Source organism: Rhizobium sp. AG855, assembly GCF_003610655.1.
GTDB classification, from domain to species: Bacteria; Pseudomonadota; Alphaproteobacteria; order Rhizobiales; family Rhizobiaceae; genus Allorhizobium; species Allorhizobium wuzhouense.
Genome location: NZ_RAQG01000005.1, coordinates 328,067 through 354,643 on the forward strand (window position 1 = coordinate 328,067; position 26,577 = coordinate 354,643).

General features: G+C 61.8%; 19 protein-coding genes, 1 pseudogene and 1 riboswitch. Of the genes and pseudogenes, 12 read left to right on the forward strand and 8 right to left on the reverse strand.

Annotation, left to right across the window (positions count from 1 at the left end; all coding sequences use genetic code 11):
- Positions 1-40: 40 nt before the first annotated feature.
- Both DFO46_RS20770 and DFO46_RS20775 read right to left on the reverse strand, forming a co-directional pair.
- Positions 41-2,482, reverse strand: a complete 2,442-nt coding sequence (locus DFO46_RS20770) for an FAD-dependent oxidoreductase (RefSeq protein ID WP_120278895.1) — start codon at positions 2,480-2,482, stop codon at positions 41-43.
- The gene (locus DFO46_RS20775; RefSeq protein WP_120278896.1) at positions 2,479-3,381 is read right to left on the reverse strand and encodes a phosphotransferase; all 903 of its coding nucleotides are present in this window, start codon (positions 3,379-3,381) and stop codon (positions 2,479-2,481) included. Before DFO46_RS20775 ends, DFO46_RS20770 begins: the two co-directional genes overlap by 4 nt.
- A gap of 290 nt (positions 3,382-3,671) precedes the next feature.
- On the opposite strand from DFO46_RS20775, the gene DFO46_RS20780 reads away from it, so the two are divergent.
- Entirely contained in the window at positions 3,672-4,451 is a 780-nt protein-coding gene (locus DFO46_RS20780) for a DeoR/GlpR family DNA-binding transcription regulator (RefSeq protein WP_120278982.1), read from the forward strand.
- Between the two features lie 199 nt (positions 4,452-4,650).
- Here the strand turns inward: DFO46_RS20780 and ugpC are convergent, their stop codons facing one another.
- The 6 genes from ugpC to DFO46_RS20810 form a co-directional block, all read right to left on the reverse strand.
- Complete coding sequence (gene ugpC / locus DFO46_RS20785) at positions 4,651-5,718, reverse strand: sn-glycerol-3-phosphate ABC transporter ATP-binding protein UgpC (protein ID WP_120278897.1); 1,068 nt, start codon at positions 5,716-5,718, stop codon at positions 4,651-4,653.
- A 13-nt stretch (positions 5,719-5,731) separates the two neighbouring features.
- Entirely contained in the window at positions 5,732-6,565 is an 834-nt protein-coding gene (locus DFO46_RS20790) for a carbohydrate ABC transporter permease (RefSeq protein WP_110792857.1), read from the reverse strand.
- 4 nt (positions 6,566-6,569) lie between these two features.
- Positions 6,570-7,493 carry a sugar ABC transporter permease gene (locus DFO46_RS20795; RefSeq protein ID WP_120278898.1) on the reverse strand — a complete coding sequence of 308 codons (924 nt, stop codon included), beginning with the start codon at positions 7,491-7,493 and terminating at the stop codon, positions 6,570-6,572.
- Positions 7,494-7,566: 73 nt separating this feature from the next.
- The gene (locus DFO46_RS20800) at positions 7,567-8,826 is read right to left on the reverse strand and encodes a sugar ABC transporter substrate-binding protein (RefSeq protein ID WP_120278899.1); all 1,260 of its coding nucleotides are present in this window, start codon (positions 8,824-8,826) and stop codon (positions 7,567-7,569) included.
- 42 nt (positions 8,827-8,868) lie between these two features.
- Positions 8,869-10,041, reverse strand: coding sequence for a PLP-dependent transferase (locus DFO46_RS20805; protein ID WP_120278900.1), 1,173 nt, complete (start codon positions 10,039-10,041; stop codon positions 8,869-8,871).
- On the reverse strand, positions 10,038-10,769 hold the full coding sequence (locus DFO46_RS20810; protein ID WP_120278901.1) for a FadR/GntR family transcriptional regulator: 732 nt from the start codon (positions 10,767-10,769) through the stop codon (positions 10,038-10,040). Before DFO46_RS20810 ends, DFO46_RS20805 begins: the two co-directional genes overlap by 4 nt.
- A gap of 660 nt (positions 10,770-11,429) precedes the next feature.
- Between DFO46_RS20810 and DFO46_RS20815 the strand changes: the two genes are divergently transcribed.
- From DFO46_RS20815 to atzF, 11 genes and pseudogenes are all read left to right on the forward strand, one after another.
- A complete protein-coding gene (locus DFO46_RS20815) occupies positions 11,430-12,566 on the forward strand; it encodes a sugar ABC transporter substrate-binding protein (protein WP_120278902.1) in 1,137 nt (378 codons plus the stop codon).
- Between the two features lie 152 nt (positions 12,567-12,718).
- Positions 12,719-14,215, forward strand: a complete 1,497-nt coding sequence (locus tag DFO46_RS20820; protein ID WP_120278983.1) for a sugar ABC transporter ATP-binding protein — start codon at positions 12,719-12,721, stop codon at positions 14,213-14,215.
- An 8-nt stretch (positions 14,216-14,223) separates the two neighbouring features.
- Positions 14,224-15,273 carry an ABC transporter permease gene (locus tag DFO46_RS20825; RefSeq protein ID WP_120278903.1) on the forward strand — a complete coding sequence of 350 codons (1,050 nt, stop codon included), beginning with the start codon at positions 14,224-14,226 and terminating at the stop codon, positions 15,271-15,273.
- Positions 15,274-15,281: 8 nt separating this feature from the next.
- Positions 15,282-16,241 (forward strand): ABC transporter permease, encoded by a 960-nt coding sequence (locus DFO46_RS20830; RefSeq protein WP_120278904.1) that lies wholly within the window; start codon positions 15,282-15,284, stop codon positions 16,239-16,241.
- A 340-nt stretch (positions 16,242-16,581) separates the two neighbouring features.
- Positions 16,582-16,689: riboswitch (guanidine-I (ykkC/yxkD leader) on the forward strand.
- 75 nt (positions 16,690-16,764) lie between these two features.
- The gene (locus DFO46_RS20835; protein WP_120278984.1) at positions 16,765-17,838 is read left to right on the forward strand and encodes a putative urea ABC transporter substrate-binding protein; all 1,074 of its coding nucleotides are present in this window, start codon (positions 16,765-16,767) and stop codon (positions 17,836-17,838) included.
- A gap of 72 nt (positions 17,839-17,910) precedes the next feature.
- Positions 17,911-18,729 (forward strand): ABC transporter permease, encoded by an 819-nt coding sequence (locus DFO46_RS20840; RefSeq protein ID WP_120278905.1) that lies wholly within the window; start codon positions 17,911-17,913, stop codon positions 18,727-18,729.
- A pseudogene (locus tag DFO46_RS20845) lies at positions 18,726-19,548 on the forward strand (ABC transporter ATP-binding protein); the annotation flags it as partial. The gene DFO46_RS20840 and the pseudogene DFO46_RS20845, both read left to right, overlap by 4 nt.
- 4 nt (positions 19,549-19,552) lie before the next feature.
- Positions 19,553-20,380, forward strand: a complete 828-nt coding sequence (locus DFO46_RS20850; RefSeq protein ID WP_183041981.1) for an urea amidolyase associated protein UAAP1 — start codon at positions 19,553-19,555, stop codon at positions 20,378-20,380.
- 14 nt (positions 20,381-20,394) lie between these two features.
- Positions 20,395-21,048, forward strand: a complete 654-nt coding sequence (locus tag DFO46_RS20855) for an urea amidolyase associated protein UAAP2 (protein ID WP_120278908.1) — start codon at positions 20,395-20,397, stop codon at positions 21,046-21,048.
- A complete protein-coding gene (locus DFO46_RS20860; protein ID WP_120278909.1) occupies positions 21,048-24,770 on the forward strand; it encodes a 5-oxoprolinase/urea amidolyase family protein in 3,723 nt (1,240 codons plus the stop codon). Before DFO46_RS20855 ends, DFO46_RS20860 begins: the two co-directional genes overlap by 1 nt.
- Positions 24,770-26,572: an allophanate hydrolase gene (gene atzF / locus DFO46_RS20865; RefSeq protein WP_120278910.1), complete on the forward strand. Its 1,803-nt coding sequence runs from the start codon at positions 24,770-24,772 to the stop codon at positions 26,570-26,572. Before DFO46_RS20860 ends, atzF begins: the two co-directional genes overlap by 1 nt.
- Positions 26,573-26,577: the final 5 nt, after the last annotated feature.

The window sequence follows — 26,577 nt, forward strand, 5'->3', positions numbered from 1 at the left end:
CGGAAGGTGAGCGCCCGGAAGGACACCACGTTCGAGCGGATCAGGCCTTGACGCGGGCCATGGCAGGATCGACCAGCGGGCCGAAGGCGATTTCTGCGGGCGTCCTGTCGGCCGCGACCACGAGTTCATATGTGCCGCTTCGGAGGAAGTCGTCAGACACGCCCTCGGCATTGCGAACATAGCCATAGCCGACATTCTTGCCGATCGTGTAGCCGTAACCACCGCTGGTGAGGTAGCCGACCGGCTCGCCATTGCGCATGATCGTTTCGCGACCGACCAGCACGATATCCTTGTCCGCTACGGTGAACCCCATCAGTCTCTTTTTCAAAGGCTCGCTTTTTTGCCGTTCAAGTGCGGCCCTGCCGAGGAAATCACTGCCCTTGGCAAGCTTGACCGCCCAGCCGAGGCCAGCTTCCAGGGGGGTGTCGTTCGGCGTGATATCCGCACCCCAGGCGCGGTATCCTTTCTCCAGCCGCAGCGATTCCAGCGCACGGTAGCCAACCGGTCTGATCGCATGAGCCCGACCGGCTGCCATCAGCGCGTCGAACACTTCGCCGAGGGCGTGGATCGGCACATGCAGTTCCCAGCCCAGTTCGCCGACATAGGTGATGCGCAGGGCCCGGATGCCAACGCCGCCGATCTGGAGATCACGAACCTGCCCGAACGGGAAGCCTGCATTGGAGACATCAGCCGTCGTCACCTTCGCCAGCACGTCTCGCGCCTTTGGTCCCATCAGGGAGAGCGTGCCCCACTCCTCGGTGATGTCCGAGAAATGGCAGTTAAGGCCTGCGGGAATGTGATCCGCGATCCAGCCGAAGTCATGGGTACGGAAGCCCGTGCCGGTGACGATATAGAAGCGGTCCTCGGCGATGCGGGCCACGGTCAGGTCCGCCTCGATGCCGCCACGCGTGTTGAGAAGCTGCGTATAGGTCAGTCGCCCGACCGGCTTTGTCACGTCATTGGCGCAGATCCAGTCGAGCGCCTTCAGTGCATCGGGACCCGACAGCTCGAATTTGGCAAAGGAAGACTGGTCGAAGACGCCGACTGCGTCCCGGACATGGGCATGCTCATCGCCGACGGGTGCGAACCAGTTCTGCCGCCCCATCGAGTAGACGTCCTTCGGTTCGACACCGGCAGGCGCAAACCAGTTCGGCCGTTCCCAGCCGAGCTTCGAGCCGAACACCGCCCCATGGCTCTTCAGCCGCTCGTAGAGGGGCGAGACGAGACGCGGCCGTCCGCTTTCATATTCTTCATGCGGAAATCCGATGGTGTAGTGTTTGCCATAGGCCTCAAGCGTCCGGTCGAGCACCCATTGCCGATCGCGATGCATGCCGGCAAAGCGCTTGATGTCAACCACCCAGAGGTCGAGCGGTGCCTCGCCATCGATAACCCATTGCGCCAGCACCCAGCCGGCGCCGCCACCCGAGGCGATGCCGAAGGCGTTGAAGCCGGCGCCGACGAACATGTTCTTGCATTCGGGCGCTGCCCCCAGAATGAAATTGCCGTCGGGGGTGAAGCTCTCAGGCCCGTTGATCATCTGCTTGACGCCGGCCTTTTCCAGCGCCGGGATGCGGTCGATCGCCTGCATCATATGCTGTTCGAAATGATCGAAGTCGTCGTCGAACAGGCGGAAGGCCCATTCGTCCGGCACGTCACCCGTCGTCCAAGGCTGTGGGTTGGGCTCATAGCCGCCCATGACGAGGCCGCCGACCTCTTCCTTGAAATAGGTGCGGCGATCCGGGTCGCGGATGGTCGGCGCATCTGTCGACAGGCCCTCGATCTTCTCGGTGATGATATACTGGTGTTTGACCGGCTGCAGCGGCACATTGATGCCGGCCATGGCGCCGATCTGGCGGGCCCACTGGCCGCAGCAATTGACCACCTTTTCGCAGGCGATGTCGCCAAGTGTGGTCTTCACGTTCAGGATCCGGCCGTCCTTCATCTCAAAGCCGGTGACGCGGACATTCTCGACGATCTTCGCACCATGCATGCGCGCACCGCGGGCCAGCGACTGGGTGATGTCGGAGGGGCTCGCCTGGCCATCGGTCGGCAGCCAGCTGGCGCCGACGAGATCGTCGACATTCATCAGCGGCCACATGCGCTTCACCTCTTCCGGAGAGACAAGATGCATCTCCATGCCGAAGCTGCCGGCGGTGGTCGCCAGCCGTTTGAACTCTGTCCAGCGGTCCTGATTGGTCGCGAGCCTCAGGCACCCCGTCATCTTCCAGCCTGTGGCAAGGCCAGTCTCGGCCTCTAGCCCCTTGTAGAGATCGACCGAATATTTGAGCACGCGGGTGATCGACGCCGACGAGCGCAACTGGCCGACGAGGCCGGCCGCGTGCCAGGTCGAGCCGGAGGTGAGGCTGCCCTGTTCGAGCAGGATCACATCCGCCTTGTGATCGCGGGCAAGGTGATAGGCCGTCGAGCAGCCGATGATGCCGCCGCCGATGACGACGATCTGGGCGTGGGTGGGCAGCGTCATGATGTCTGTTTCCCATAGATGGAATAATAGTGGTCGAGCGCTTCATCGAGACGCTTCAGGTTATCGGCCGTGTAGCCGACATAGTCGGCACCCGGCGCATCGAGGTAAAGTTCGGACACCATGCTCCACATGGCCTCACGCAGCAGGGAGGCGCATTGCATGGCGGCCATGGCGCGACGCAGTTCAGCTGATGGTTCCGAACCCAGATAGGCGTTGAAGAAGGCCTCAGATTGATCCGGCGACAGGCCGGCATTCGAGGTCGCGCCGGCGAGGTCGAACATGGCGGTCGAGAAGCCTGCATATTCGAAGTCGATCAGCCAGAGGCGATCGCCGTCATCGAGAATGTTCGACGGCAGGAGATCGTTGTGGCCGAAGACGATGGGAAGTGGGGCCTGAGCTGCTTCCAGTTCTGCGGCAAGCGAAAGATACCGGGGCAGTTCCGCCCGCATCCGGCTGTTGCCCGCGTCAAGCGTGCGGGCATAGTCGCGAATGACGTGGAAGGCCCAGAACATGAAGCCAGGGCCGGTCACGTGATGCGGCATTTCCTGGTGGAAACGCTTGAGCATCAACGCGATCTGATCGCTGCGGGTAGCGATGTCGGCGCCGGCCAGCGTCTGCGCGGTCAGAAACTGCGTCACCATGATGCCGGGCTCGGAATGCTCCACCTTCGGTGCGAAGCCGGCGGCATGGGCGGCCCTCGCCGTCATGGTTTCGCGGTCGCGCGAGACATGGTGGAAGGGATAATCGACCCCGAGCCGCACGACATGGCGCCCGGACGCGTCACTCACCAGATAGCTTTCATTGCTCAAGCCCCCATGCAGGGCTTCTATCGAGACCGGCCCGTTCCAGCAGGAGAGGTGGTAAATGCGGTCCTCTGTGCGGCGGTCGATGGAGGTCATGGCGCTTTTCTCACAGCTGCGGCCCGCCTGATTTCGTCGGGCTCCACAGTTCTGACAGCCGGTTCAGCCTCACGCATGCGACGTCTCCCAGTGAACCTGTGATCGCCCGTTCGGGCGCGGTTTCAGCCTCGGCAACGTTCCCTGTGGTTTTCCTATCTTGTGCCGCCGGTGCTGGACGCAATGTCAGATGGGGCACAGGGAAATGTCAATGTTCATTTGTGGTATTTTGTGTTTTTATGCCCGAATACGCCGCTTTGGGTGGCGGATTTGGGGAAGAGGAAGCTGCAGCCATGACGCCATCGAAACGACATCGCGACATCCTGCGTCTCGTCGAACGTGAGGGCACGATCACGATTGCCGATCTTGCGGCGGCACTTGGCGTTTCCCTTGAAACGGTGCGGCGCGATCTGAAGCCGCTCGATCGCGATGGCGCTTTGATCAAGATGCATGGTGCGGTCAGCCTCCCGTCGATCATCGGCGAGGCACCGTTCGAAAAGCGAATTCGCGAGAATGCCGAGGCCAAGCGGGCGATCGCGGCCAAGGCGGCATCCACGATCCGCGACGGGGATTCGATCATGCTGGATACCGGCACGACCACCAGTTTTCTTGCGCGCGAGCTTCTGAAGCATCGCCGCCTGACCGTCGTGACCAATTCCTCCGACATCGCCCGCACGCTTGCGACGGTCAACGACAACAAGGTCTACATGGCGGGCGGGGAACTGCGCAGCGACAATGGCGCCGCTTTCGGCTCGACGGCAATCGATTTTGTCAGCCGCTTTTCCGTGACCCATGCGGTCATCTCTGCCGGAGCCGTCAATGCGCAGGGGATCATGGACTATGATCTCGAAGAGGCAGAATTCGCTCGCATGGTTCTCAGTCGAGGACGGCACGCCATGGTGGTCACCGACGTGTCGAAATTCGGCCGTGAGGGCCTGGTGCGCGTCTGCGGGTTCGATGCCATCACCGACTTCGTCACCGATCGCGCGCCGCCGGAGGATGTCGCCAAGGCACTGGATGGGGCCGGTGTCGAGCTTCAGCTCGTCCAGGGCGTTGCGGTAGCACGGCGATAAACCCTGTCGAGACCTTTACGACATGCTCTTCGGTGGGCGGGTAAGCCGAAGCCGCAAAGGCAGATCAAAGCGCGGGCGCGTCGGCATGGCTGATCAGCGTCGCAATCAGGCGGCATCATTCGGCGGTGATGAGCGGTCGCTCACTCGGGCCATCCGGAACACGTGCTCGGCATACGACGTCCGAGGTCCAGCACGCGAATTAGTCGACCCGTTGTCCCTCGCCGTCGAACAGGTGCAGTCGGGAGATCGGGAAGTCGACGCGGATGGTGCGGTCGGCGCTCAGGACACTCCGGTCGAGGGTGAAGATCTTGAACGGCAGGCCGTGGACCGAAAGGTGCATGATGATGCCAAAACCTGTCGGCTCGACGAGGTCGACGCCTGCTTCGATTGCCCCCGCAGAAGAGATCACCACATGCTCCGGCCGAATGCCGAGCGTGACCTTGCTATTGGATGCCAAAGCCTTGCGCGGTTCGACTGCAACGGAGGTCCCGTTGGCAAAGCGGACAGAGGCCTGACCGCCCTCCAGGACATAGTGGCCCTCAAGGAAGTTCATTCCAGGCGAGCCGATGAAGCCGGCAACGAAGAGATTGGCAGGGCGGTCATAGAGGTCGAGCGGCGCGCCGACCTGCTGGACCACGCCGCCATGCATGGCGACGATCCGGTCGGCGAGCGTCATGGCCTCGATCTGGTCGTGGGTCACGTAGATCGAGGTTGCGCCCAGTTCCTTGTGCAGCTTCTTGATCTCGGCGCGCATCTGCTCGCGCAGTCGCGCATCGAGATTGGAGAGCGGCTCGTCGAACAGGAAGGCCTTGGGCTGGCGCACGATGGCGCGGCCCATCGCAACGCGCTGGCGTTGGCCGCCGGAAAGCGCCTTGGGACGGCGTTGCAAAAGAGCGTCGAGCCCAAGTTTCGCCGAGGCACCGGCGACGATTTCGGCGATCCGTTCCTTGCCTGTTTTTCTGAGCCTCAGGCTGTAGCTCATGTTGTCGGCAACCGTCATGTGCGGATAGAGCGCATAGGACTGGAACACCATAGCGATGTCGCGGTCTTTTGGCGGCAGGTCGTTGACCCGTCGGCCTTCAATCGAGATTTCACCCGAGGTTACCTCTTCAAGCCCCGCAATCATCCTGAGCAGTGTGGACTTGCCGCAGCCGGAGGGGCCGACCAGAACGATGAACTCGCCGTCACGAATGGTGAGATCCACGCCGTGCAGAACCGGGAAATGGCCGTAACTCTTGCGGATGGCGGAAATGTCGATGGAAGCCATGGGGTAAGACCTTTCAGCCTTTGACCGCGCCGGCCGTCAGGCCCTGCACGAGATAGCGCTGGATGAGGAGGAAGAAGAGGCAGGCGGGGATGAGGGCAAGCACGCCGGCTGCCATCATCTGCCCGAAATTGACCGAGAATTTCGACACGAAGGACAGGAGCCCGACGGGGAAGGTGGCCGCGTCATTGCCCGAGATCAGCATCAGGGCGAAGAGCAGTTCCGACCAGGCCGCGGTGAAGACGAAACCGAGCGTGGCGGCGATCCCCGGCAGTGTCAGCGGCAGGATGATCTGGCGGAAGGCGACGAACTGGGTCGCGCCATCGATCATCGCCGCTTCCTCCAGATCCTTCGGGATGCCGTCGAAGAAGGACTGCATCAGGAACGTGGCAAAGGGCACGTTGAAGGCGGAATAGACGACGACGAGGCCGGTCAGACTGTTGGTGAGGCCGAGCGGCGAGAGGATCTTGAAGATCGGCGCCACCAGCATGACCAGCGGAAACATCTGGGTCAAAAGCATCAGCGCCACGATCCAGTATTTGGCGCGGAAGTTGAAGCGCGACAGCGCATAGCCGGACAGGGAGGCGATGATCGTGACGACGAAGGCGGTCGAACCGGCCACAATGAGACTGTTCTTGAAGAATGTCGGGAAGGCGCTGTGCGCGATCACATAGGTGAAGTGCTCGAAGGTCGTGCGCGACGGCCACATCCTGACCCCCTCGCTGTAGAGCAGATCGTTCGGCGTGACCGCGACCTTCAAGAGCCAGTAGAGCGGAAAGAGGGCGACGACGATATAGGCGAGGATCGCCAATCGGTGCGCGACGGTCAGGGCAATGCGGGACGGCCTCATGCGCTCAATCCTTGTTCAACAGCGACTGCCTGAGCAGCACGATCAGCATGGAATAGGCGAGCAGCAGGACGAGCAGCACCAGCGCGATCGCCGAGGCATAACCGAAATCGAGCCGCTTGAAGGCCTGGGTGAAGATGTAGGAGGCGACGATCTGGGTGCGATCGGCCGGCCCGCCATTGGTCATGACGATGATCAGGTCGGCGAAGTTCGAGATCCAGACCGTGCGCAGAAGCACGGTGATGGCGATGGTCGGGGCGAGGAAGGGAAGCGTGATCGACCAGAAGCGTTGCACGGGGCCGGCACCATCGATGGAAGCGGCCTCATAGAGGTCGCGGGGGATCGCCTGCAGGGCGGCGAGCAGCGTGATGGCGAAGAAAGGGATGCCCCACCAGACATTGGCGACGATCGGCCCCCACATGGCAAGTGCTGGATCCGACAGGATGTTGTTGGGTTCGGAAAGGATGCCCATGGCAAAGAGCCAATGGGGCAGGGGGCCGATGACCGGATTGAACAGCCATGCCCAGTTGAGGCCAGCGAGAAAACTCGGGACTGCCCAGGGCAGGAAGACGAGCGCCTGGGCGAGACCTCTGCCGTAAAACGGTTTGTCGAGCAGAAGGGCCAAGATCAGCCCAAAGATGAATTGCAGGGCGACCGATGCGCCTGTCCACCAAAGCGTGTTCTTCAGCGCCCGATAGAAATCGGCATCCTGTCCGAGGGCGCGAAAGTGGTCGAGGCCGACAAAGCCGCCGGAAAAGGGGTTGAGCAACTGGATGTCGCGAAAGGCATAGGAAATGCCCAGCACCAGCGGCACCAGCATGACCGCAATGATCAGGACCAGCGCCGGCGCACTGTAGAGATACGGGTCCGATGCATCGGCTATTCGCTTGAGCAGCGTCCGCCGATCACCCCGGTGGAGGGTCGATGTCATCGTTCAGGCCTTCTTCTGGTTGGGCATCAATCGACCGGGCGAAGTTGGAATGCTCCGCCCGGTCGTCAATGGCTTATTTCTTGGCCAGGTGCTTCTGCTGCGCCTTGGTCAGGTAGTCGGCCCACTGGTCGGCCAGTTCCTGCGGGGTAATGTCCCCAAGCAGGGCCTGCTGCGAGGTCTTGATGACGAGCGAATCCTTGAAGAACGCAAATTCCTCGAGATGCGTCGGCATCACGGTTGGGACCGCATCCTTGTCCGAAAGCTCCTCGAACCAGCCCTTGAACTGCGGGCTTGCATAGAAGGGATCGCTTTCGGCGGACTTCAGCGCCGGAAGCGCCCCGGTGCGCTTGTTCCAGGCAATATTGCCTTCCTTGCCTTCCAGCGTGGCGATCAGCTTCCAGGACAAATCCTTGTTGGCGCTGGCCGACATCATCGACCAGCCGGCATAACCGATGGTCGGGAAGGTCTTGCCATCCGGTCCCTTCGGCATGGTCATCACGCCGTAGTCGTCCTCACCCATGTGTTCGGCGATCGCGATCAGGGCATCGGGATCCTGATCGAGGAAGGCGCAGGTGCCGCTGTAGAAGCCGGCGACGATCTCGTTGAAGCCCCAGTTGACCGAATCCTTCGGCGCATAACCGTTCTTGTAGAGATCGATCAGCCAGGTGAGACCTTTGACCCAACCTTCGGAATTGAAGGTGGAGGTGCCGTCTTCCGTGAAAAAGGCGTTCGAGCCGGCCATGGAAGCGCCGAACATCACCCAGCCGTTCAGGCCGCCCGGTCCGCCACGCAGGCAATAGCCGTATTTGCCGGGCAGAGCCGAAACCTTCTTGGACGCCTCGGCAAAGTCTTCCATGGTCTTCGGCGGTTCGGAGACGCCGGCTTCCGCTAGCAGCTTCTTGTTGTAGAACATCGCCCGCAGATAGAAGCCGTAAGGCAGCATATAGGCTGTGTCCTTGACATCGCGGCCGAGTTCGAGCGCGCGATCCGAGAGATCAGCCGTCTGGTCCCAGGTCTTGAGATAGGGCTCAAGGCTCTCGACAATGCCGTTATTGGCGTAGAGCGACAGCCAGGTGTCGGGCATTTCCATGACATCAGGAATTTCGCCGGCCGAGACCATGGTGGCAAATTTCTGGAAGGCTTCGCCCCAGGGGAGCGAGATGATCTCCACCTTGGTGCCCGGATTCTCTGCCTCGAATTTCGAGACGATCGATTTCAGAGTTTCAGTGCGTTCGGGGCTCGTGATCACTTCCACGAGCTTGAGCGTGGTGTCGGCAAGGGCGGTCCCCGCCATCAGCGCGCTCATCAGGGCTGCTGTCAAAAGGGCTTTCATTATACAGTTCCTCCACTGCTTTTTGGGTTTGGTTCGACAGGCTCAGGGTAGTCGGGCGGCGGCGATGGCCGTCTCCAGATCCCTCCACAAGACCTCGGTTCCCTCGAGGCCGACATGGAGGCGCACGGACCGCGGGTTCATGCCGAAGGCATGCGCGGAATTCGGTTGGGCTTTCTGCTGCAGCACGACTTCGCCCGGCACCACGAGGCTTTCGTGGCCGCCCCAGCTGACGCCGAGTTTGAAGAGTTGCAGCTGGTCGCAGAAGGCCCTGATATCGACGCCCTCGCGGAAGACGAAGGAGAAGAGGCCGGAGGTGCCGGAAAGGCCCGGCGGCAGTTGATTGGCAAGGCCCGGATGGTTGACTTGCTCGACCACATCGAGCGCCTTCAGCCGGCGGGCGATGTCGAGCGCCGACGCCTCATGCGCCTTCATCCGGATCGGAAGCGTCCGCAAGCCGCGGATCAGCAGCCAGGCATCGAAGGGTGACATCTTTCCGCCGAGATAGGGCAGGGCCTCGCCGCGGATGCGGTCGATCAGGGTCTTCGAGCCCGTCACGACGCCGGCCACGACATCGCTGTGGCCGCCGAGATATTTCGAGGCCGAATGCAGGACGATATCGACACCGAGCGACAGCGGGCGCTGGAAGATCGGGCTTGCCCAGCTGTTGTCGATGACGCTGACGGCACCGTGTTTCCTGGCGATAGCCGCGAGTGCCGCGACGTCGTGGGTCTCCATGATCCAGCTGGTCGGGCTTTCGAGATAGAGCAGGCGGGCACCGGCCATGGCCGCGTCCACTGCGTCGAGGTCGGTGCCGTCGATATAGGTGACTTCAACCTTCATCCGTTTCAAAAGCGTGCCGAACAGGCGGAAGGCATCGGGGTAAAGGTTTTTCACCGCAACGATCCGGTCGCCGGGCTCGACGAAGGTGATGACAGTCGAGGAGATCGCCGCCATGCCGCTGCCGAAACCGAGCGCATCCTCGCCGCCTTCGAGCTTGGCCAGCATCTCCTCGAAATGACGCACCGTCGGATTGAGGCCGCGCGAATAGACCGGGCGATTGCGCTCGCCGCGATAGGTCGCAACCATCTCGTCGTAGGTCTCAAACGTAAAGAGGGAGGTCTGCACGATCGGCGGAACGACCGCCTCAAAAGCATTGGTTTCGTCATGGGCGACGATGAGGGAGGCAAGCTCGAACGGGTCGGAGCCGTTGATCATTTGGACATTTCCTTGATGTCTTCCTCAACGATGTCGAGGATCTTGATGGTCTCGCGCCGTGCCGCCTCGGTGTCCTGGGCGACGATCGCGTTGTAGAGGGTGCGGTGATAGGGGAAGGACCTGAAGGCAAAGTCCGGCCGGTCGAAAGGTGTGTCCCAGAAGCGCTCGAAAGCTTCGCGCATCTGTTCGAGCAGTTGGCGGAACAGCGGATTGTGGGTGGCGTCGTAAATGGCGAGGTGGAAGGCCAAATCTTCCTTGCCGGCGGTGCCCTTTTCCAGATGCACGCGTTCCATTTCGACCAGCGTCTCGCTGATGCGGCGAAGATCATCCTTGGTGCGGCGGCGGGCCGCCGCCATGCAAGCCTCGCATTCGATGCCCCGGCGAACTTCGAGCGTCTGCAATAGCGCATCGCGCAGGCTGCCCATGTTGACCGAGAGCGGCATATGGATCGTCGCCGATGTGATCGGCTTCAACAGATAGGTGCCGCTGCCCTTGCGGGTTTCCATGACGCCGAGTGCCTGGAATTGGCGGATGACCTCGCGGATGGTCGAGCGACCGACACCGAGCGCTGCCATCAATTCCCGCTCTGCTGGCAGTCGGTCGCCTGCAGCGAGCGCCGATTGCTGGATATACGCCGCCAGCGAATCCGTCACCTGTCGGCCGCGATCTGCAGGCGGTAGAGGGGTAAGGGCGGACTTCATCGTCACCTCAAATTGGTCTGACATCATATCAATCAGTGGGCCTGGTGATTGTCAACGGTGCGCGGCGGTCGGTCTGGCACAGACGGTGTTTTTCCTGTGGTGTTTGCTTGCGCTGTCTGAATCGGGACAGAGGGTCTGATCCCATCCGTCAGGTGCAAAGCGCGCAAGCGAACTCGATTTGACGGACATTGGTCCCGCAGCAACGGGCGCGGTTCCGGCCCCTTGAAGATCAAGCGTGATGAAGGTCCGGGCGGCGTTTGTACGGCGCGTGGATCGCTGTTGTCGGATGGCTTCGGTGGGGGTAATGCCAAGCTACACGATTAGTAATATTATTCTTAATAATAATTAATATTATTATTGACTCAGAGGCGGTCCGGGCTGTTAATGCCCCTGCAGCTGCGGTTGCAGGGGGTAAGGCACAGAAACTGTCCGGAGATGACGAGGCGCAAGTCGCGGTGCGTGTGTGTCGAGCACTTGCGCGCCCGACTTCGCGGGTCGCCGGCCGATGATCGCATCGCTTCTGAGGTCAGAATGGAGGGGCGCCTGCATGCAGGCTTGCCGCAGTTCGGGGCTTGGCGGTCGGGGATGCTGCCGGAGGGAGGAGGCTTTCCGGCCGCGACGTGAGACGCACACATGGGGTGGCGTCTACCAACAAGGGTGCCAGAGAAGGTACCAAGGAGGAGGAGCATGAAACTGAAGGCTTTATTGATCGCATCCACAGCTTCGCTGCTGTTGAGCGCGGCCACATCATTCGCTGGCCCCGAAGTCGTGTCGGGTCCCGGCGCAGAACCTGGTTGCTTCGCGCCGTGGAGCGCTGACACCAAATATATGCAATGGCCGAAGAAGGATGGCCCCTACAAGGTCGCCATCGTCAATGGGTTCGTCGGCAATACCTGGCGGATTCAGATGATCAAGACCGCCAAGGCCTATGCTCAGGACCCGGCCGTGAAGGATAAAATTGCCGAGTTCAAGGTCGTCTCGACGGGAACGGACGCGCCCGCCCAGCTTGGGGCCATCGAGGATTTCATCAATCAGGGCTATGACGCCATCGTCACGATTGCGGTTGCGCCAGACGGTTTCGATCGCGTGATCCGGCTTGCCGACAAGAACAATGTCGTCCTGGTTCCGTTCGACAATGTCCTCGACACCGACAAGGTCATGCAGGTGAACGAGAACCAACTCGAAATGGGCCGCATGTGGGGTCAGTTCGCGCTTGATGAACTGCACGCCAAGGGCGTCAAGGAAGGCAAGATCCTTGAGGTGAGAGGCCTGCCCGGAAACTCCGTGGATCGCGACCGTTCGATCGGCATCAACGAGGTGTTTACCAAGGATGGTGGCAAGTGGGAGATGGTCTCCGTCGTCGGCAACTGGGACGACGGCACCACCCAGAAGGTTGTCGCAGACGCGATTGCCGTGCACGGGCAGTTCAATGCCGTTGTGGGGCAGGGCGGTTCCAACGGCGTTATCCAGGCGCTGAAGGATGCAGGTCATCCCTGGGTGCCGATCGCCGGTGAATCGGAGAACGGCTTCCGCAAGGCCATTGCCGAGCATTCCGCTGACGGTCTCAAGGGCATTTCCATTGGCCAGTCACCCGGTCTCGTGGCGATCGCGATGAAGGCGGCGATCTCGGCGCTCGAGGGTAACGTGATGCCGCAGTTGATCTCGGTTCCGCTGCCGGTTGCGACCTACAAGGAACTCAAAGATGGCGAGAACTACTGGTCCAACCTTCCGGACAATTTTTTCACGGTCAACGAGTTCCCACCCTGCGGCGTGAATATCTCGGGTCCGGCCATTATGGCGCAGGACGAGTCCGACACGAATTAAATCCAGACATCAGGCAAGGCATGCCGGCTCTGGCCGGCATGCTTATCCGGTTTCCCGTCTATGTGCCGCGGGCCGGCTGAATGAGCTTTTCATGGTGGGGATTGGGAGGAGTGAAAATCGTGACCGACAATAGCCATGCGGGTATTCCGATCATGGACTTGCGCGGAATTTCGAAGTCGTTCTCGGGCACCATTGCGCTGAACGGCGTCGACTTTTCCTGCCGCACCGGCAGCACTCACGCCATCCTGGGCGAGAACGGCGCAGGCAAATCGACGCTGATCAAGATCATGTCCGGGGTGCTCCAGCCCGACAGGGGCGAGATGCACCTCAACGGCCATCCGATGCGATTTTGGTCGCCTGCAGAGGCTGCGAAATGCGGGATTGTCTGTGTTTTCCAGGAACTGTCGCTGATGCCGGACCTCACTGTCGCGGACAATATTTCCATTTCCGATCCACCGCGCCGCTTCGGTCTGATCAATGGGCGCGAACAGAAACGCCGTGCCGAGGCGCTTCTCGCCCGCATCAAATGCGAAGACGTGAACCCCAATACGCTTGTGCGCGACCTGTCTCTTTCGCGCCGGCAGATGGTGGAAATTGCCAAGGCATTGGGCATGCAGCCAAAGGTGCTGATCCTGGACGAAGCGACCTCGGCGCTGACGAGCCGCGATGTGGAGACCGTCTACGGGCTGCTGGGTGACTTGAAGAACGAGAATGTCGCATCGCTGTTCATCTCTCATCGCATGCATGAGGTGGATCGGCTCTGCGATACGCTGTCTGTCTTTCGAAACGGGAGTCACGTCGACACCTTCGCAAAAGGTGAGCGCTCCTCTCAAGAGATCGTGCGCATGATGATCGGGAGAAATGTGGAGGCGCATTTTCCGCCCAAGCCGCCGCGCCAGGCCTTGCCCTTCTTCGAGATCGAAAACCTCTCCTGGGAGAACCGGCTGAAAGGTGTCAATCTGCACCTGGGCAAGGGTGAAATCGTCGGGCTCGGCGGGCTGGACGGTCAGGGGCAGAAGGAATTGCTGCTCGCCCTTTTCGGCGTCTTGAGAGGCGTCGGCGGCGCCGTGAAAGCCAGCGGAAGCCCTGTTGCGGCTTCCTCGCCGTATAAAGCCAAAACCGGTAGGACACGTATAGCCCTGGTTCCGGAAGACCGGAAAACTGAAGGGCTGATGCTGCCCATGTCGATCGCAGACAACTTGCTTGCTGCCTCTTTCGACAAGGTTTGCAGCGGCCCCTTCATCAACGGGATCAAGGAAAAGGCAGCGGTCGAGGATGGCATCCGCAAACTGCAGATCAAGGTCAACAAGGCGTCCGACGCCGTGGCAACGCTGTCTGGGGGCAACCAGCAGAAGGTCGTCATCGCAAAATGGTTGATGACCCAGCCGGACGTCATCCTTTTGAACGATCCGACCCGCGGCATTGATGTCGGCACGAAGCAGGAGATCTACAAACTGATGCGCGAACTCGCCGATGCGGGCAAGGCGATCCTGTTTTATTCGACCGATTATGCCGAGCTGGTCGGCTGCTGTGACCGTGTCGCCATCATGTATGACGGCGTGATCACAAGGGAACTTAGCGGCGAGGCGATCAACGAGGAAACCATTGTCGCCGCGTCTCTCAACATCAGCGCGCAGACGGCAGCATGAGGGCTGGCATGGAAAGCTTCAAGAGCAATCTGGCTAACAGCGTTCGGCAAAGCCGAGCCTTCTATGGTGCACTCGCCCTGCTGCTGGTCATCTATCTTGTCTACAATATCCTCCACCCTCGCGGATTCTCGTCAGCCGTATTGGTCCAGAATGCGAATGAAACAGTCGCAATAGCATTTCTCGCCATGGCTCAAACCGTGCCGGTTCTGCTTGGAGGCCTGGATTTGAGCGTCGGTGCAGTGATGACGCTGACCTCATGTCTTGCGTCAGAACTGGTCAACGGTTCACCCGCCGAAATCCTGTTCGGCATGGTCATCACTCTGCTCGCGGGCACGGCATTCGGCCTGATCAACGGCATCATCGTCGTCTACGGGAGGCTGCAGCCGATTATCGTCACGCTGGCGACGGGCGCCATTGCCATTGGCTTGGCCCTTTTCATCCGGCCAAAGCCGGGCGGCGAAATCGACGGAGACCTGAACTGGGCTGTCACCAACAGCCTATGGGACTTTGTTGATACGTATCAGGTCTTCGATCCGGATGCCGCATGGTTTGCCCCCTTCGCGTGGATCCCGACACCGCTCGTCATTCTGATTCTCGTGGCCTTTGCTGTCTGGATGCCCTTCCGCAAGTCGGTTACCGGGCGCACCGTCTATGCCATCGGGTCAGCAGAGGGCGCGGCCTACATGTCCGGACTTCCCATCAACCGGGCCAAGATTGCTGCCTTCGCCTTGGCGGGTTTCTTTTCCGCCTGCGGCGGCCTTTATCTGGCGATCCAGACGTCCTCCGGCAATGCCGACGTGATGCAGGCTGGCGCCTATACTCTCAATTCCATCGCAGCGGTGGTGCTTGGCGGCACATCCTTGCTGGGTGGCGTCGGCGGTGCAATCGCCTCGCTTATCGGGGCCTGTATCCTTCGCGTCATCTCCTTCTATTTCCGCATCGTTTCGATTGACCCGCTCCTGCAGCCGTTGATGGAAGGCATCGTGCTGCTGGCAGCGGTCAGCCTCGGCGCCCTGCGTACGCTTCGAGTCAAGAACAGACTGGACCTCTTTCGCTAGGAGATGTGATGACCAAATTCCTTTCCAGTATCCAGCCCGAAAACAAGCCGATCATCGCTGCCTCGCTTTGCATCATTGTCATCCTGCTGATCGGCACAGGTTATACGCTGACTATGCAGGGGACGGCGCCCCTCCTTTCGCCGCATTATCTCCTGCAGCAACTGCAGACAGGATCATTCCTCGGCATCGTTGCGGCGGGTATGATGATGGTAATTCTGCTTGGCCATATCGACCTTTCCGTGCCGTGGACACTGACGGCCTCGGCGATGATGGCGGCGAGCGTCGGTGGCAACATGGCTTTGCCCACCGGCATCGCGGTCGGGCTGATAGTGGGGCTCCTGAACGGACTGGGGGTTGCCTATCTGCGCATTCCCTCCATGATCTTCACACTGGGCGTGGATTCGGTTCTTCGGGGCCTCATGGTTGCCCATACCGGTGGATTTGCACCGCAAGATCAGGCAACGCCGCTTATGCGGTTTCTCGCGGCCGATCATATCCTTGGTATACCCGTTGCGATCTTCGTCTGGGCGATGGTGTCGGTGTGTATAGCGGTGATCTTGACCCGGACCAGCTTCGGACGGTCAATTTACGCAACGGGCAATCGCGAAGGCGCAGCTTATCTCTCCGGCATTCGTACCCGGCTGGTCATCGTCGGCACATTCATGGTTTCCGGCATCTGCGCGGCGATCGCCGGCGTGCTTCTGGCCGGGTATTCGGCGAAGGCCTATCAAGGCATGGGGCTTCCCTATCTGCTGCCGGCCATTGCAGCCGTTGTTCTTGGCGGAACGCGCATTCTCGGCGGGCAGGGTCGCTACATCGGCACGCTTGTCGGCGTGGTGCTGATCGTTCTCCTGAACTCGGTGCTCTCCATCATGCAGATGCCCGAGGCCGGCCGGCAGATCATCTACGGCACTGTCATCATTGGCATGCTGTTAGCCTATGGCAGGACCGCAAAGGTGACGTCCTGAGGCGGAGACACGAGCCTCGAAGGCGCCCCAGTTTTCGGTAGCACTCTGGCCACCCATGGGTTGTCTGCTCAATGTCGTACTTCTGCGCCGGAAAGCGCCAACAACGCCGGCGTCCCGTCGCCTCTCGTTCGCCTGCTTACCTCTGGCCACCAGCCAGCGCCGTGTCCGTGATTCAGCGATCGGGAATGAACCCCAGTCGCCCCCTCTTCGATCAGGGGCGATCGATGCCTTTTTTGCGGGCATCCTTGCTTCAAATGTATGCACTTTTTGGTTGTTTTTAATCGGATCATCAGGTTTTCCGGCGTTTTGGCGTCTGGCACGCCATTTGCTTTCTCTCAATCGAGTTAGCCGCTAGGGTTCCGGCGCCGCAGGGCGCGGCTGGTCCGAGAGCGGCTCCCGATGGAGAGACATCCCATCGGGTGCACGGCGGGACAAAAGCCCGGGAGACCTCGTAAGCCAAGGGATTGGCGGAGCGATGGTCCATGCCGATCCCTTTTTGAAGACGCAAAAGGGGAATTTCTACATGCAGACTGTCAAGACACTCCTGTCCATCACCGCGCTGGCCGGCGCATTTGCCTTCGGCCAGATGAGGCCCGCCGAAGCCGCACCGAAGAAAGACTTCAAGGTGGCCTGGTCGATCTATGTAGGCTGGATGCCCTGGGGCTATGCCAACGACACCGGCATCGTGAAGAAGTGGGCCGACAGATACGGCATCAACATCGAGGTCACCCAGTTCAACGACTACGTCGAATCGATGAACCAGTATACCGCCGGTGCCTTCGACGCGGTGACCCTCACCAACATGGATGGCCTGTCGATCCCGGCCGCCGGTGGCGTCGACACGACCGCCGTCATCGTCGGTGACTTCTCGAACGGCAATGACGCCCTGGTCCTCAAGGACAAGGACAAGCTTGAGGACGTGAAGGGCCAGAACGTCAATCTCGTCGAGTTCTCGGTCTCCCACTATCTGCTCGCCCGCGCGCTCGAAAGCATCGGCTCCTCCGAGCGGGATGTGAAGGTGGTCAACACCTCGGATGCCGACATGGTTGCCGCTTACCAGACGCCTGACGTGACCGCTGTCGTCACCTGGAATCCGCTGGTCTCAACGATACTGGAAGACGCATCTGCGAAGAAGGTCTTCGACAGCTCGCAGATCCCGGGCGAAATCATCGACCTGATGGTCGCCAATTCGGATGTGCTGAAGGACAATCCGGACTTCGGCAAGGCGCTGGCCGGGATCTGGTACGATACCATGGCCGTGATGACGGCGCAGACCGAAGAGAGCAAGACGGTCCGGACTGCGATGGGAACGGCTTCCGGGACGGATCTCGCCGGCTTCGAGGCGCAGATGGCCGCCACCAAGCTCTTCGACAAACCGGCCGATGCGGTTGCCTTTGCGGCCTCTCCGGATCTCTCGAAGACCATGAATCTCGTCCGCAACTTCCTCTTCGAAAAGGGCCTTCTCGGCAGCGGCGCGTCGTCTGCCGATGTCATCGGCATCGAACTGGCGGACGGCTCGGTTCTTGGCGACAAGGAGAACGTCAAGTTCCGCTTCACCACGACCTACATGGACGCGGCCGCCAAGGGTGCGCTCTGAGGCAGATCAATGCAGCCCGGTTGACGATGTCGTCCGGGCGGCTCACGCCTCCCTGAAATCCTGGAGTGGTCGATGCGCTGGATCAATGCTCATCCCGGAAATGGCGCGCGCCTGACGCTCGTGCTTCTACCCTTCGTGCTGGTGCTCGGCGCCTACATGATCGGTTCGGCTGAACGGCTTGCCGAAAACCCGAACGACAAGCTGCTGCCCGGTTTTGCCGCCGTCTGGGACGGTGTGAACCGCATGGCCTTCACGGCTGACGTCCGAACCGGCGAATACTTGCTCTGGTCGGATACGTGGGCGAGCCTGGGGCGCCTTTTTGCCGGGCTTGGCATCGCCACCACGATCGCGATGCTCCTCGGCCTCGTCATCGGTATCCTGCCCTATGCACGGGCAACTTTGTCTCCCTTCGTTGGTGCCATCTCCATGGTCCCGCCGCTGGCGCTGCTTCCGATCCTTTTCATCGTCATGGGGCTCGGTGAGGCCTCCAAGATCGCCCTGATCGTCATCGGCGTAGCACCGATCATGGTCCGCGATCTGGCGCTAACAGCCATCTCCTTGCCGCGTGAAATGATCGTCAAGGCCGAAACACTCTCGGCCTCCTCCTGGCAGATCGCGCTGCGTGTGGTGCTGCCGCAGATCCTGCCGCGTCTCATCACCACGCTCCGCCTGCAGCTTGGCCCCGCCTGGCTCTTCCTGATTGCCGCCGAAGCGATCTCCTCCGACAGCGGCCTCGGCTACCGGATCTTCCTTGTCCGTCGCTATCTCTCGATGGACGTCATCTTCCCCTATGTCCTGTGGATCACGCTGCTCGCGATCCTCACCGACATCCTGCTCGATCGCCTGCGCATCGCCGTCTTCCCCTGGTCCGAACTGGAGAAGGGCAAATGAGCGCGCTCTCCATCAAGAACCTCTGGAAGGAATATGGCGACCAGATCGTGCTGGAGAATGTCTCGATCGAGATCGAATCCAGAGCCTTCGTCGCGCTGGTCGGCCCTTCCGGCTGCGGCAAGTCTACCTTCCTGCGTCTTCTGCTCGGCCAGGAACGGCAGACGAAGGGCGAGATTCTGCTCGATGGTTTGGCCCTGCCGAAAGAGCCGGGACCGGACCGGGGCGTGGTATTCCAGCGCTACTCCGTTTTTCCGCATCTGACCGTGCTCGGCAATGTCATGCTCGGCAAGGAGCTGAAAGCCTCGCGCGTCGCCGCCCGCCTGTTCGGTGCCGTGAAGCGCGCGGTTGAGGACGAAGCCCGCGCAATGATCGCGGCGGTCGGGCTTGCCGGATCCGAGGACAAGTATCCCGCCCAGCTCTCCGGCGGCATGCAGCAGCGACTGGCACTCGCCCAGGCGCTGATCATGCGACCCAAGGTTCTGCTGCTCGACGAACCTTTCGGCGCGCTTGATCCGGGTATTCGGGCTGAAATCCACACGCTGATGAAGAAGCTCTGGCACGAAGCGCCGATGACCGTGGTCATGGTCACCCATGACATGCGCGAGGCCTTCACGCTGGCTACCCGCGTCGTTGCCTTCGAGCGTCCCCGCGACCGCCCGGAGGAAAAGCTCCGCTACGGCGCGACGATCACCCGCGACATCGCCATCTGGCCGACCCGCAAGGCGGGCGAGGCCTCCCTCTTTCGCCCCGACCGGGACGGCCCGGTCTCTTCACAGGGTCAATAGCCGGGACGACCCGGCCAACGAAACCACTGGAGATGACAATGCATATCCGACGTTCCCCCGAAGAGATCGCCGCCAACCGGGCGCGCTACGAGGAGCATCAGAAGAAGGGGCTGGAATTCGCACCGAAGGCGCTGCCGGCCGAGAGCGCCAAACCTGCACCCGCAATCGCTGCCGATAAGATCGTGCACCAGGAGAAGCTGCCCGGTGGCTGGTACTGGTGGATCCGCGTCAAGGCCAACGAGACGCTGCGCATCGCGCTCGACGACGGTTTTTCGACCGTATCAGTCGTCGCCTGGAATGCCGAGGACCCAACCGAGCGCATGAACCTGCCGGACACCGTCAAAGTGCAGTGGACCACCGGGCTTGGAAAGGGCCGTGTCATCTTCTCCGACATGGGCAAGGTCATGTTCTCGATCACCGAAGACAGCTGCGGCGCCCATGACGTGTTGATGGGCGGCTCGACAGCCTCCTCTAACGCGAAGAAATATGCCGGCCAGAACGGTCCGGCGCTGCGCAACACCCGCGACAACTTCGTGCTGATCGCCACCAAATCAGGCCTCGACAAGCGCGACATTCCGGCAGCGCTTGCCCTTTTCGCACCTGTCCGTGTCGATGCCGATGGCAAATTCGAGTGGAAACCGGATCTCGTGTCCGATGGTGACTATGTCGATCTGCGTGCCGAGATGGACATGATCGCCGGCTTCTCGAATTGCCCGCACCCGCTTGATCCGAACCCGGTCTACGCCCCCAATCCCGTCAGCGTCCTCAGGATCGCGGCCATTGAGCCAGCGGCGGATGACCTCTGCCGGACCGCCACCGCCGAAGCTGTCAGGGGCTTCGAAAACAACGCCTTTGCGGCCCTGTGAGAGGAGAGGCGACCATGACCAGTTTTATCCAGACCTCTCCCGCCCGCACGCTCTCCAACACCGCGCAGGATCACTATATCGCTGCCGAAGCGCCCTTCTCGACCTTCATCAAAAAGGGTCAGGTGGTGCGCATCGAGGACAGCTATGGCCAGCAGGCCGTCGATACGCTCTTCTACAACGCCCATGACTTCTCCGAGCGCTATTCCAGCCAGGACACCATGCGCGAGCAGGGGGCGGCCTATATCTCCACCGGAACCAAGGTGATCTCCAACGAAGGCCGGGTGATGTTGACGGTGACCGCCGACAGCTGCGGCCGGCACGATACCTCTGCCGGCGCCTGCTCCTGCGAAAGCAACACGGTCCGCTTCGGCCACAACACGAAATACCTGCATGCCTGCCGCGACAACTTCGTCATCGAGGTGTCCAAACATGGCATGAGCAAGCGGGACGTCGTGCCGAACATCAACTTCTTCATGAACGTGCCGATCGAACCCTCAGGCGAGATGACCATCGTGGACGGCATTTCCGCCCCCGGCGACTATGTCGAGCTGAAGGCGGATATGGATGTGCTGCTCGTCATTTCCAATTGCCCGCAGATCAACAACCCCTGCAACGGCTTCGATCCCACGCCGATCCGGGTGCTCGTCTGGGATGACGAGGCAGCCTGATGTTCAAAAAGGTTCTGATTGCCAATCGTGGCGAGATCGCCGTGCGCGTCATCAAGACGCTGCAGAAAATGGGGATCGCAAGCGTTGCGGTCTATTCCGATGCCGACCGCTTTTCGAAACCCGTGCTGATGGCCGACGAGGCTGTGCGCCTCGGGCCTGCACCCGCCAGCGAAAGCTACCTCAACGTCGACGCCGTCATTGCCGCCTGCCGTCAGACGGGTGCTGAAGCCGTGCATCCGGGCTATGGTTTTCTTTCGGAGAACATCGGCTTTGCCGAACGGCTGAAGGCGGAAGGCATCATCTTCATCGGTCCGACGCCGGACAACATCTCCGCCTTCGGCCTGAAACACACGGCCCGCGAGCTGGCCAAGGCGAGTGGCGTGCCCTTGTTGCCCGGCTCCGGCCTGCTCGACAGCCGGGAAGAGGCGCTCTCCGCAGCTGAGCAGATCGGCTATCCCGTGATGCTGAAATCCACCGCCGGCGGCGGCGGTATCGGCATGCATCTCTGCGATAGTGCCGAGGCGCTTGCCGCAGCCTTCGACACCGTCCAGCGCACGGCAAAATCCAGCTTCGGTGACGCCCGCGTTTATCTCGAACGCTTCGTCTCCAAGGCCCGCCATGTCGAGGTGCAGATCTTCGGCGACGGCAAGGGCAGGGTGATCGCGCTCGGTGAACGCGACTGCTCGCTGCAGCGCCGGAACCAGAAGGTCATCGAAGAAACGCCGGCCCCCGGGCTGTCCGATGCCGTGCGCCAGCGCCTGCATGCCGCTGCCGTCTCGCTTGGAGAGCAGGTGGCGTATGCTTCCGCCGGCACGGTCGAATTCATCTATGATCCTGCCCGCGAGGAATTCTACTTCCTCGAGGTGAACACCCGACTGCAGGTCGAGCATCCGGTGACGGAAGCCGTCTTCGGTGTGGATCTGGTCGAATGGATGATTCGCCAGGCCGCTGGCGAGGATGTACTGACGGGCAGGCAAAACCTCGTGCCGAAGGGTGCCGCGATCGAGGCGCGCGTCTATGCCGAAATGCCCCATGCCGGTTTCCGCCCGAGGGCCGGCCTGCTGACCGAAGTGGTCTTTCCCGATGGCATTCGCGTCGATGGCTGGGTGGAGACGGGAACCGAAGTCACGCCCTTCTACGATCCCATGCTGGCCAAGGTGATTGTCTCGGGCGTGGATCGTAACGCAGCCATTGCGGCGCTCTCCTCCGCGCTGGAAAGAACCTCGCTTGCCGGCATCGAGACCAATCTCGAATATCTGAAGGCCATCGCCGCCTCCGATCTGTTCCGCAGCGGCGATGTTGCGACCACGGCCTTGAAGGATTTCGCCTTCGTACCCGATGTCGTCGAGGTGATCGCCCCCGGTGCGCAGTCAAGCCTCCAGGAACTGCCGGGCCGCCTCGGCCTCTGGCATGTCGGCGTACCGCCCTCGGGCCCGATGGACGAACGCTCCTTCCGCCATGCCAATCGGCTGGTCGGCAACCACGATCATACGGCCGCTCTGGAACTCACCGTCTCCGGGCCAGTGCTGAAATTCTTCTCAGATACCGTGATCACGCTCGCCGGCGCGGTGATGCCGATGAAGCTCGACGGCCTCGATCTGCCCCATAACCAGGCGGTCGAGGTTAAGGCTGGCCAGACGCTGGCCATCGGCAGCATCACCGGTGCCGGCCAGCGTGCCTATCTGGCGGTCTCCGGCGGCTTCGATGCGCCCTTGGTCATGGGCTCCCGCGCCACTTTCGGCCTCGGCCAGTTCGGCGGCAATGCCACCGGCACGTTGCGGGCCGGCCATGTGCTGCGGCTGGCGCGTAGCAGCCAGACCGATGTCCTGCCGGCAACCGAGCCGGCGGAACTGACCCGCGAGTGGTCCGTCGGTGTGCTCTACGGTCCGCATGGCGCGCCCGACTTCTTCCTGGAGGAAGACATCGAGACACTGTTTTCGACCCCTTACGAGGTGCATTTCAACTCGGCGCGCACGGGCGTCCGCCTTATCGGCCCGGCACCCAAATGGGCGCGCACCGATGGCGGCGAGGCGGGGCTCCACCCCTCCAACCTGCATGACAACGCCTATGCGATCGGCGCCATCGATTTCACCGGCGACATGCCGATCATCCTCGGCCCCGACGGCCCAAGCCTCGGCGGCTTCGTCTGCCCTGCGGTGATTGCCCGCGACGAGCAGTGGAAGATGGGCCAGTTCAAGCCGGGAGACAAGATCCGGTTCCATGCCGTCGCGCGTGAGGAAGATGGTGTCCTCTCCGCAGGTTCCGTGCCCGGTTTCCCCCCCTCTGTCCTGCCGGGCATCTCCCCCACAAGGGGGGAGAGTGGTCCATCGCCGGCCTCGCCTGAGACTGCAAAAGAGATCACGTCCAATTCAGCCGATGCGGCAGGCGAGACGGCCGCCTCCCCGCTCTCCCCCCTTGTGGGGGAGATGCCCGGCAGGGCAGAGGGGGGTAAGGCTCGGCACACCGCCTTCGGCTCTCCCATCCTCGCCTCCCACGATACCGGCCCGATCCCCGTCGTCTACCGCCGCCAGGGCGACGACAACCTGGTGGTCGAATACGGCCCGATGCAGCTCGATATCGGCATCCGCATGCGCGTGCACCTGCTGATGCAGGCGGTCAAGCAGGCGAGGCTTCAGGGCCTGATTGATCTGACGCCCGGCATCCGCTCGCTGCAGATCCACTACGACAGCACCACGCTGTCGCGCTCGAAACTCTTGGGCGCACTCGCCGAGATCGAGAAAAGCCTGCCTCCGGTCTCCGCCGTCAAGGTGCCGAGCCGGACCGTCTGGCTGCCGCTCTCCTGGAATGATCCGGATGCGGAACTGGCCATGCGCAAGTATCAGGAACTCGTCCGCCCGAACGCCCCCTGGTGCCCCTCCAACATCGAGTTCATCCGCCGCATCAATGGGCTCCCCGACGAGCAGGCGGTGAAGGACACGATCTTCAACGCCTCCTATCTCGTGATGGGCCTCGGCGATGTCTATCTCGGTGCCCCGGTCGCAACCCCCATCGATCCGCGCCACCGGCTGGTGACGACGAAGTACAATCCGGCCCGCACCTGGACGCCGGAAAACGCCGTCGGCATCGGCGGCGCCTATATGTGCATCTACGGCATGGAAGGGCCGGGCGGCTATCAGCTCTTCGGCCGCACGATCCAGGTCTGGAACACCTGGCGGCAGACGGATGTCTTTGCCAAGGACAAGCCCTGGCTGCTCGATTTCTTCGACCAGATCCGCTTCTTCCCCGTGAGCCATGAAGAACTGAGGGAAGCCCGCGCCGCCTTCCCGCATGGCGGTTATCCGATCCGCATCGAGGAGGGCACCTTCTCCTATGCCGATTACGAGGCGGAGATGGGCCGCAACGCAGAGAGCATCGGTGCCTTCAAGCAGGGACAGCAGGCGGCCTTCGAGGCCGAGCGAAAGCGCTGGAAAGACGAAGGGCTCGATAGTTTCCAGGTGGATGACGGCGCGGGCGTTAGCCTCGGCGGCGATATCCCCGAAGGCTGCTTCGGGGTGGAAAGTGCCGTGCCCGGCAATGTCTGGAAATTGTTGGTCGAAGAAGGCCAGTCCGTGCAGGCAGGCGACACGCTTGCCATCATCGAGTCGATGAAAATGGAAATCACCGTCACCGCCCATGCTGCCGGCAAAGTCCGGGATCTGCGTGCCGGGCCGGGTCGCAACGTCAAGGCCGGCGATGTCCTGGTCATCTTGGAGGATCTGTAATGCTGCCGACTATTCTTGATCTCGCTTCGCTCAAGGCCGCCTATGCCAGCGGTGTGACGCCGCTCGACCTTGTCGAGGAGGTGATCGCCCGCCGCAAGGCCTCCGACGATCCGGCGGTCTTCATTACTCAGACCCCGGACGAGGATTTGCGGGCAGCCGCAAAGGCCCTGATGGAGCGCGCGCCCGAGCCGAACAGTCTGCCGCTCTGGGGCGTGCCCTTCGCGGTCAAGGACAATATCGATGTCTCAGGCCTGCCGACCACCGCAGCCTGCCCGGCCTTCGCCTACCAGCCGGAGAAGGACGCAACGGTCGTTGCAAGACTGAAGGCTGCGGGTGCCATCGTCATCGGCAAGACCAATCTCGACCAGTTTGCGACGGGCCTGAACGGCACACGCTCCCCTTATGGTGCCCCGCGCTCCGTCTTCGACAAGGCCTATGTCTCGGGCGGCTCCTCGTCCGGCTCTGCCGTCACGGTTGCGGCGGGCCTCGCAAGCTTTGCGCTGGGCACCGACACCGCCGGTTCCGGACGCGTGCCCGCCGCCTTCAACAACCTCGTCGGCATCAAGCCGACGCCCGGCCTCGTGCCGAATGTCGGCGTCGTGCCGGCCTGCCGCAGTGTCGATGTCGTCACGGTCTTTGCTGCGACCGTCGGCGATGGTGTCGCGATCCGCAGGATCATGGATGGCTATGATGCCAGTGATCCCTATTCCCGCAAGGCGTCGCCAGCGTCCCTGCCGGGTTCAGGCCTGCGCATCGGTGTCCTCGAAGGAGCCGAGCGCGAGTTCTTCGGGAACAAGGCCGTTGAAGCCCTCTACGATCAGGCGATCGAGCGGGCGAAATCACTCGGGGCTACCATCGTTCCCTTCGACTACGCGCCGTTCCGACAGGCGGCCGAACTGCTCTACAACGGCCCCTGGGTGGCCGAGCGTCTGGCTGCGGTGAAGGAGTTCATCGGCACCAATGCCGAGGATTTCGACCCGACGGTGCGCACCATCATCGAAGGCGCGAAGGCCTATGATGCGGTGGCGGCTTTCGAAGGCCAGTACAAGCTCGGCCATCTCCGCCAGAAGGCGCTTGTCGAATGGGAAAAGCTCGATGTGCTGATGCTGCCGACCTCGCCGACCACCTATACCGTCGAGGCGATGCTCGCAGACCCGATCGTCAAGAACAGCCATTTCGGTCGCTATACCAACTTCGCCAATCTCTTCGGCTATGCGGCCATCGCCGTGCCCGGCGGCTTCGGTTCTGATGGTCTCCCCAGCGGCGTGACCTTCTTCGGCCCCTCCTTCTCCGACGATGCGCTGGCGCCCTTTGCCGATGCCATGCACCGCGCCGCCCAGTCCGGCATGGGCAAGGACAAGACGGCGGCCCTGCCGGAAGCCTCGAAGGTTGCCGAACCCGACGATGGCCTCGTCACGATCATGGTCGTCGGCGCGCATCTGACCGGCATGCCGCTCAACCACGAACTGACGGGCCCGGGCGGCAGACTGGTGAAGACCTGCCGCACCGCCGGCGACTACCGCCTCTTCGTCCTGCCCAACACCACGCCGCCCAAGCCGGGCCTGATCCGCGAGCCGGGCTTCGCCGGCAAGGGACTGGAGGTGGAGGTCTGGAAGGTGACGCCCGCTGCCTTCGGCCGCTTCGTCCAGAACATCCCCGCACCGCTCGGAATCGGCAAGGTCACCCTCGACGACGGAAGTCAGGTCTCGGGCTTCCTCTGCGAGCCCTATGCCATAGAGGGCGCGCAGGAGGTCACGCAGCTTGGTGGCTGGCGCGCCTATATTGCATCCAACGCTCAGTGATGGCG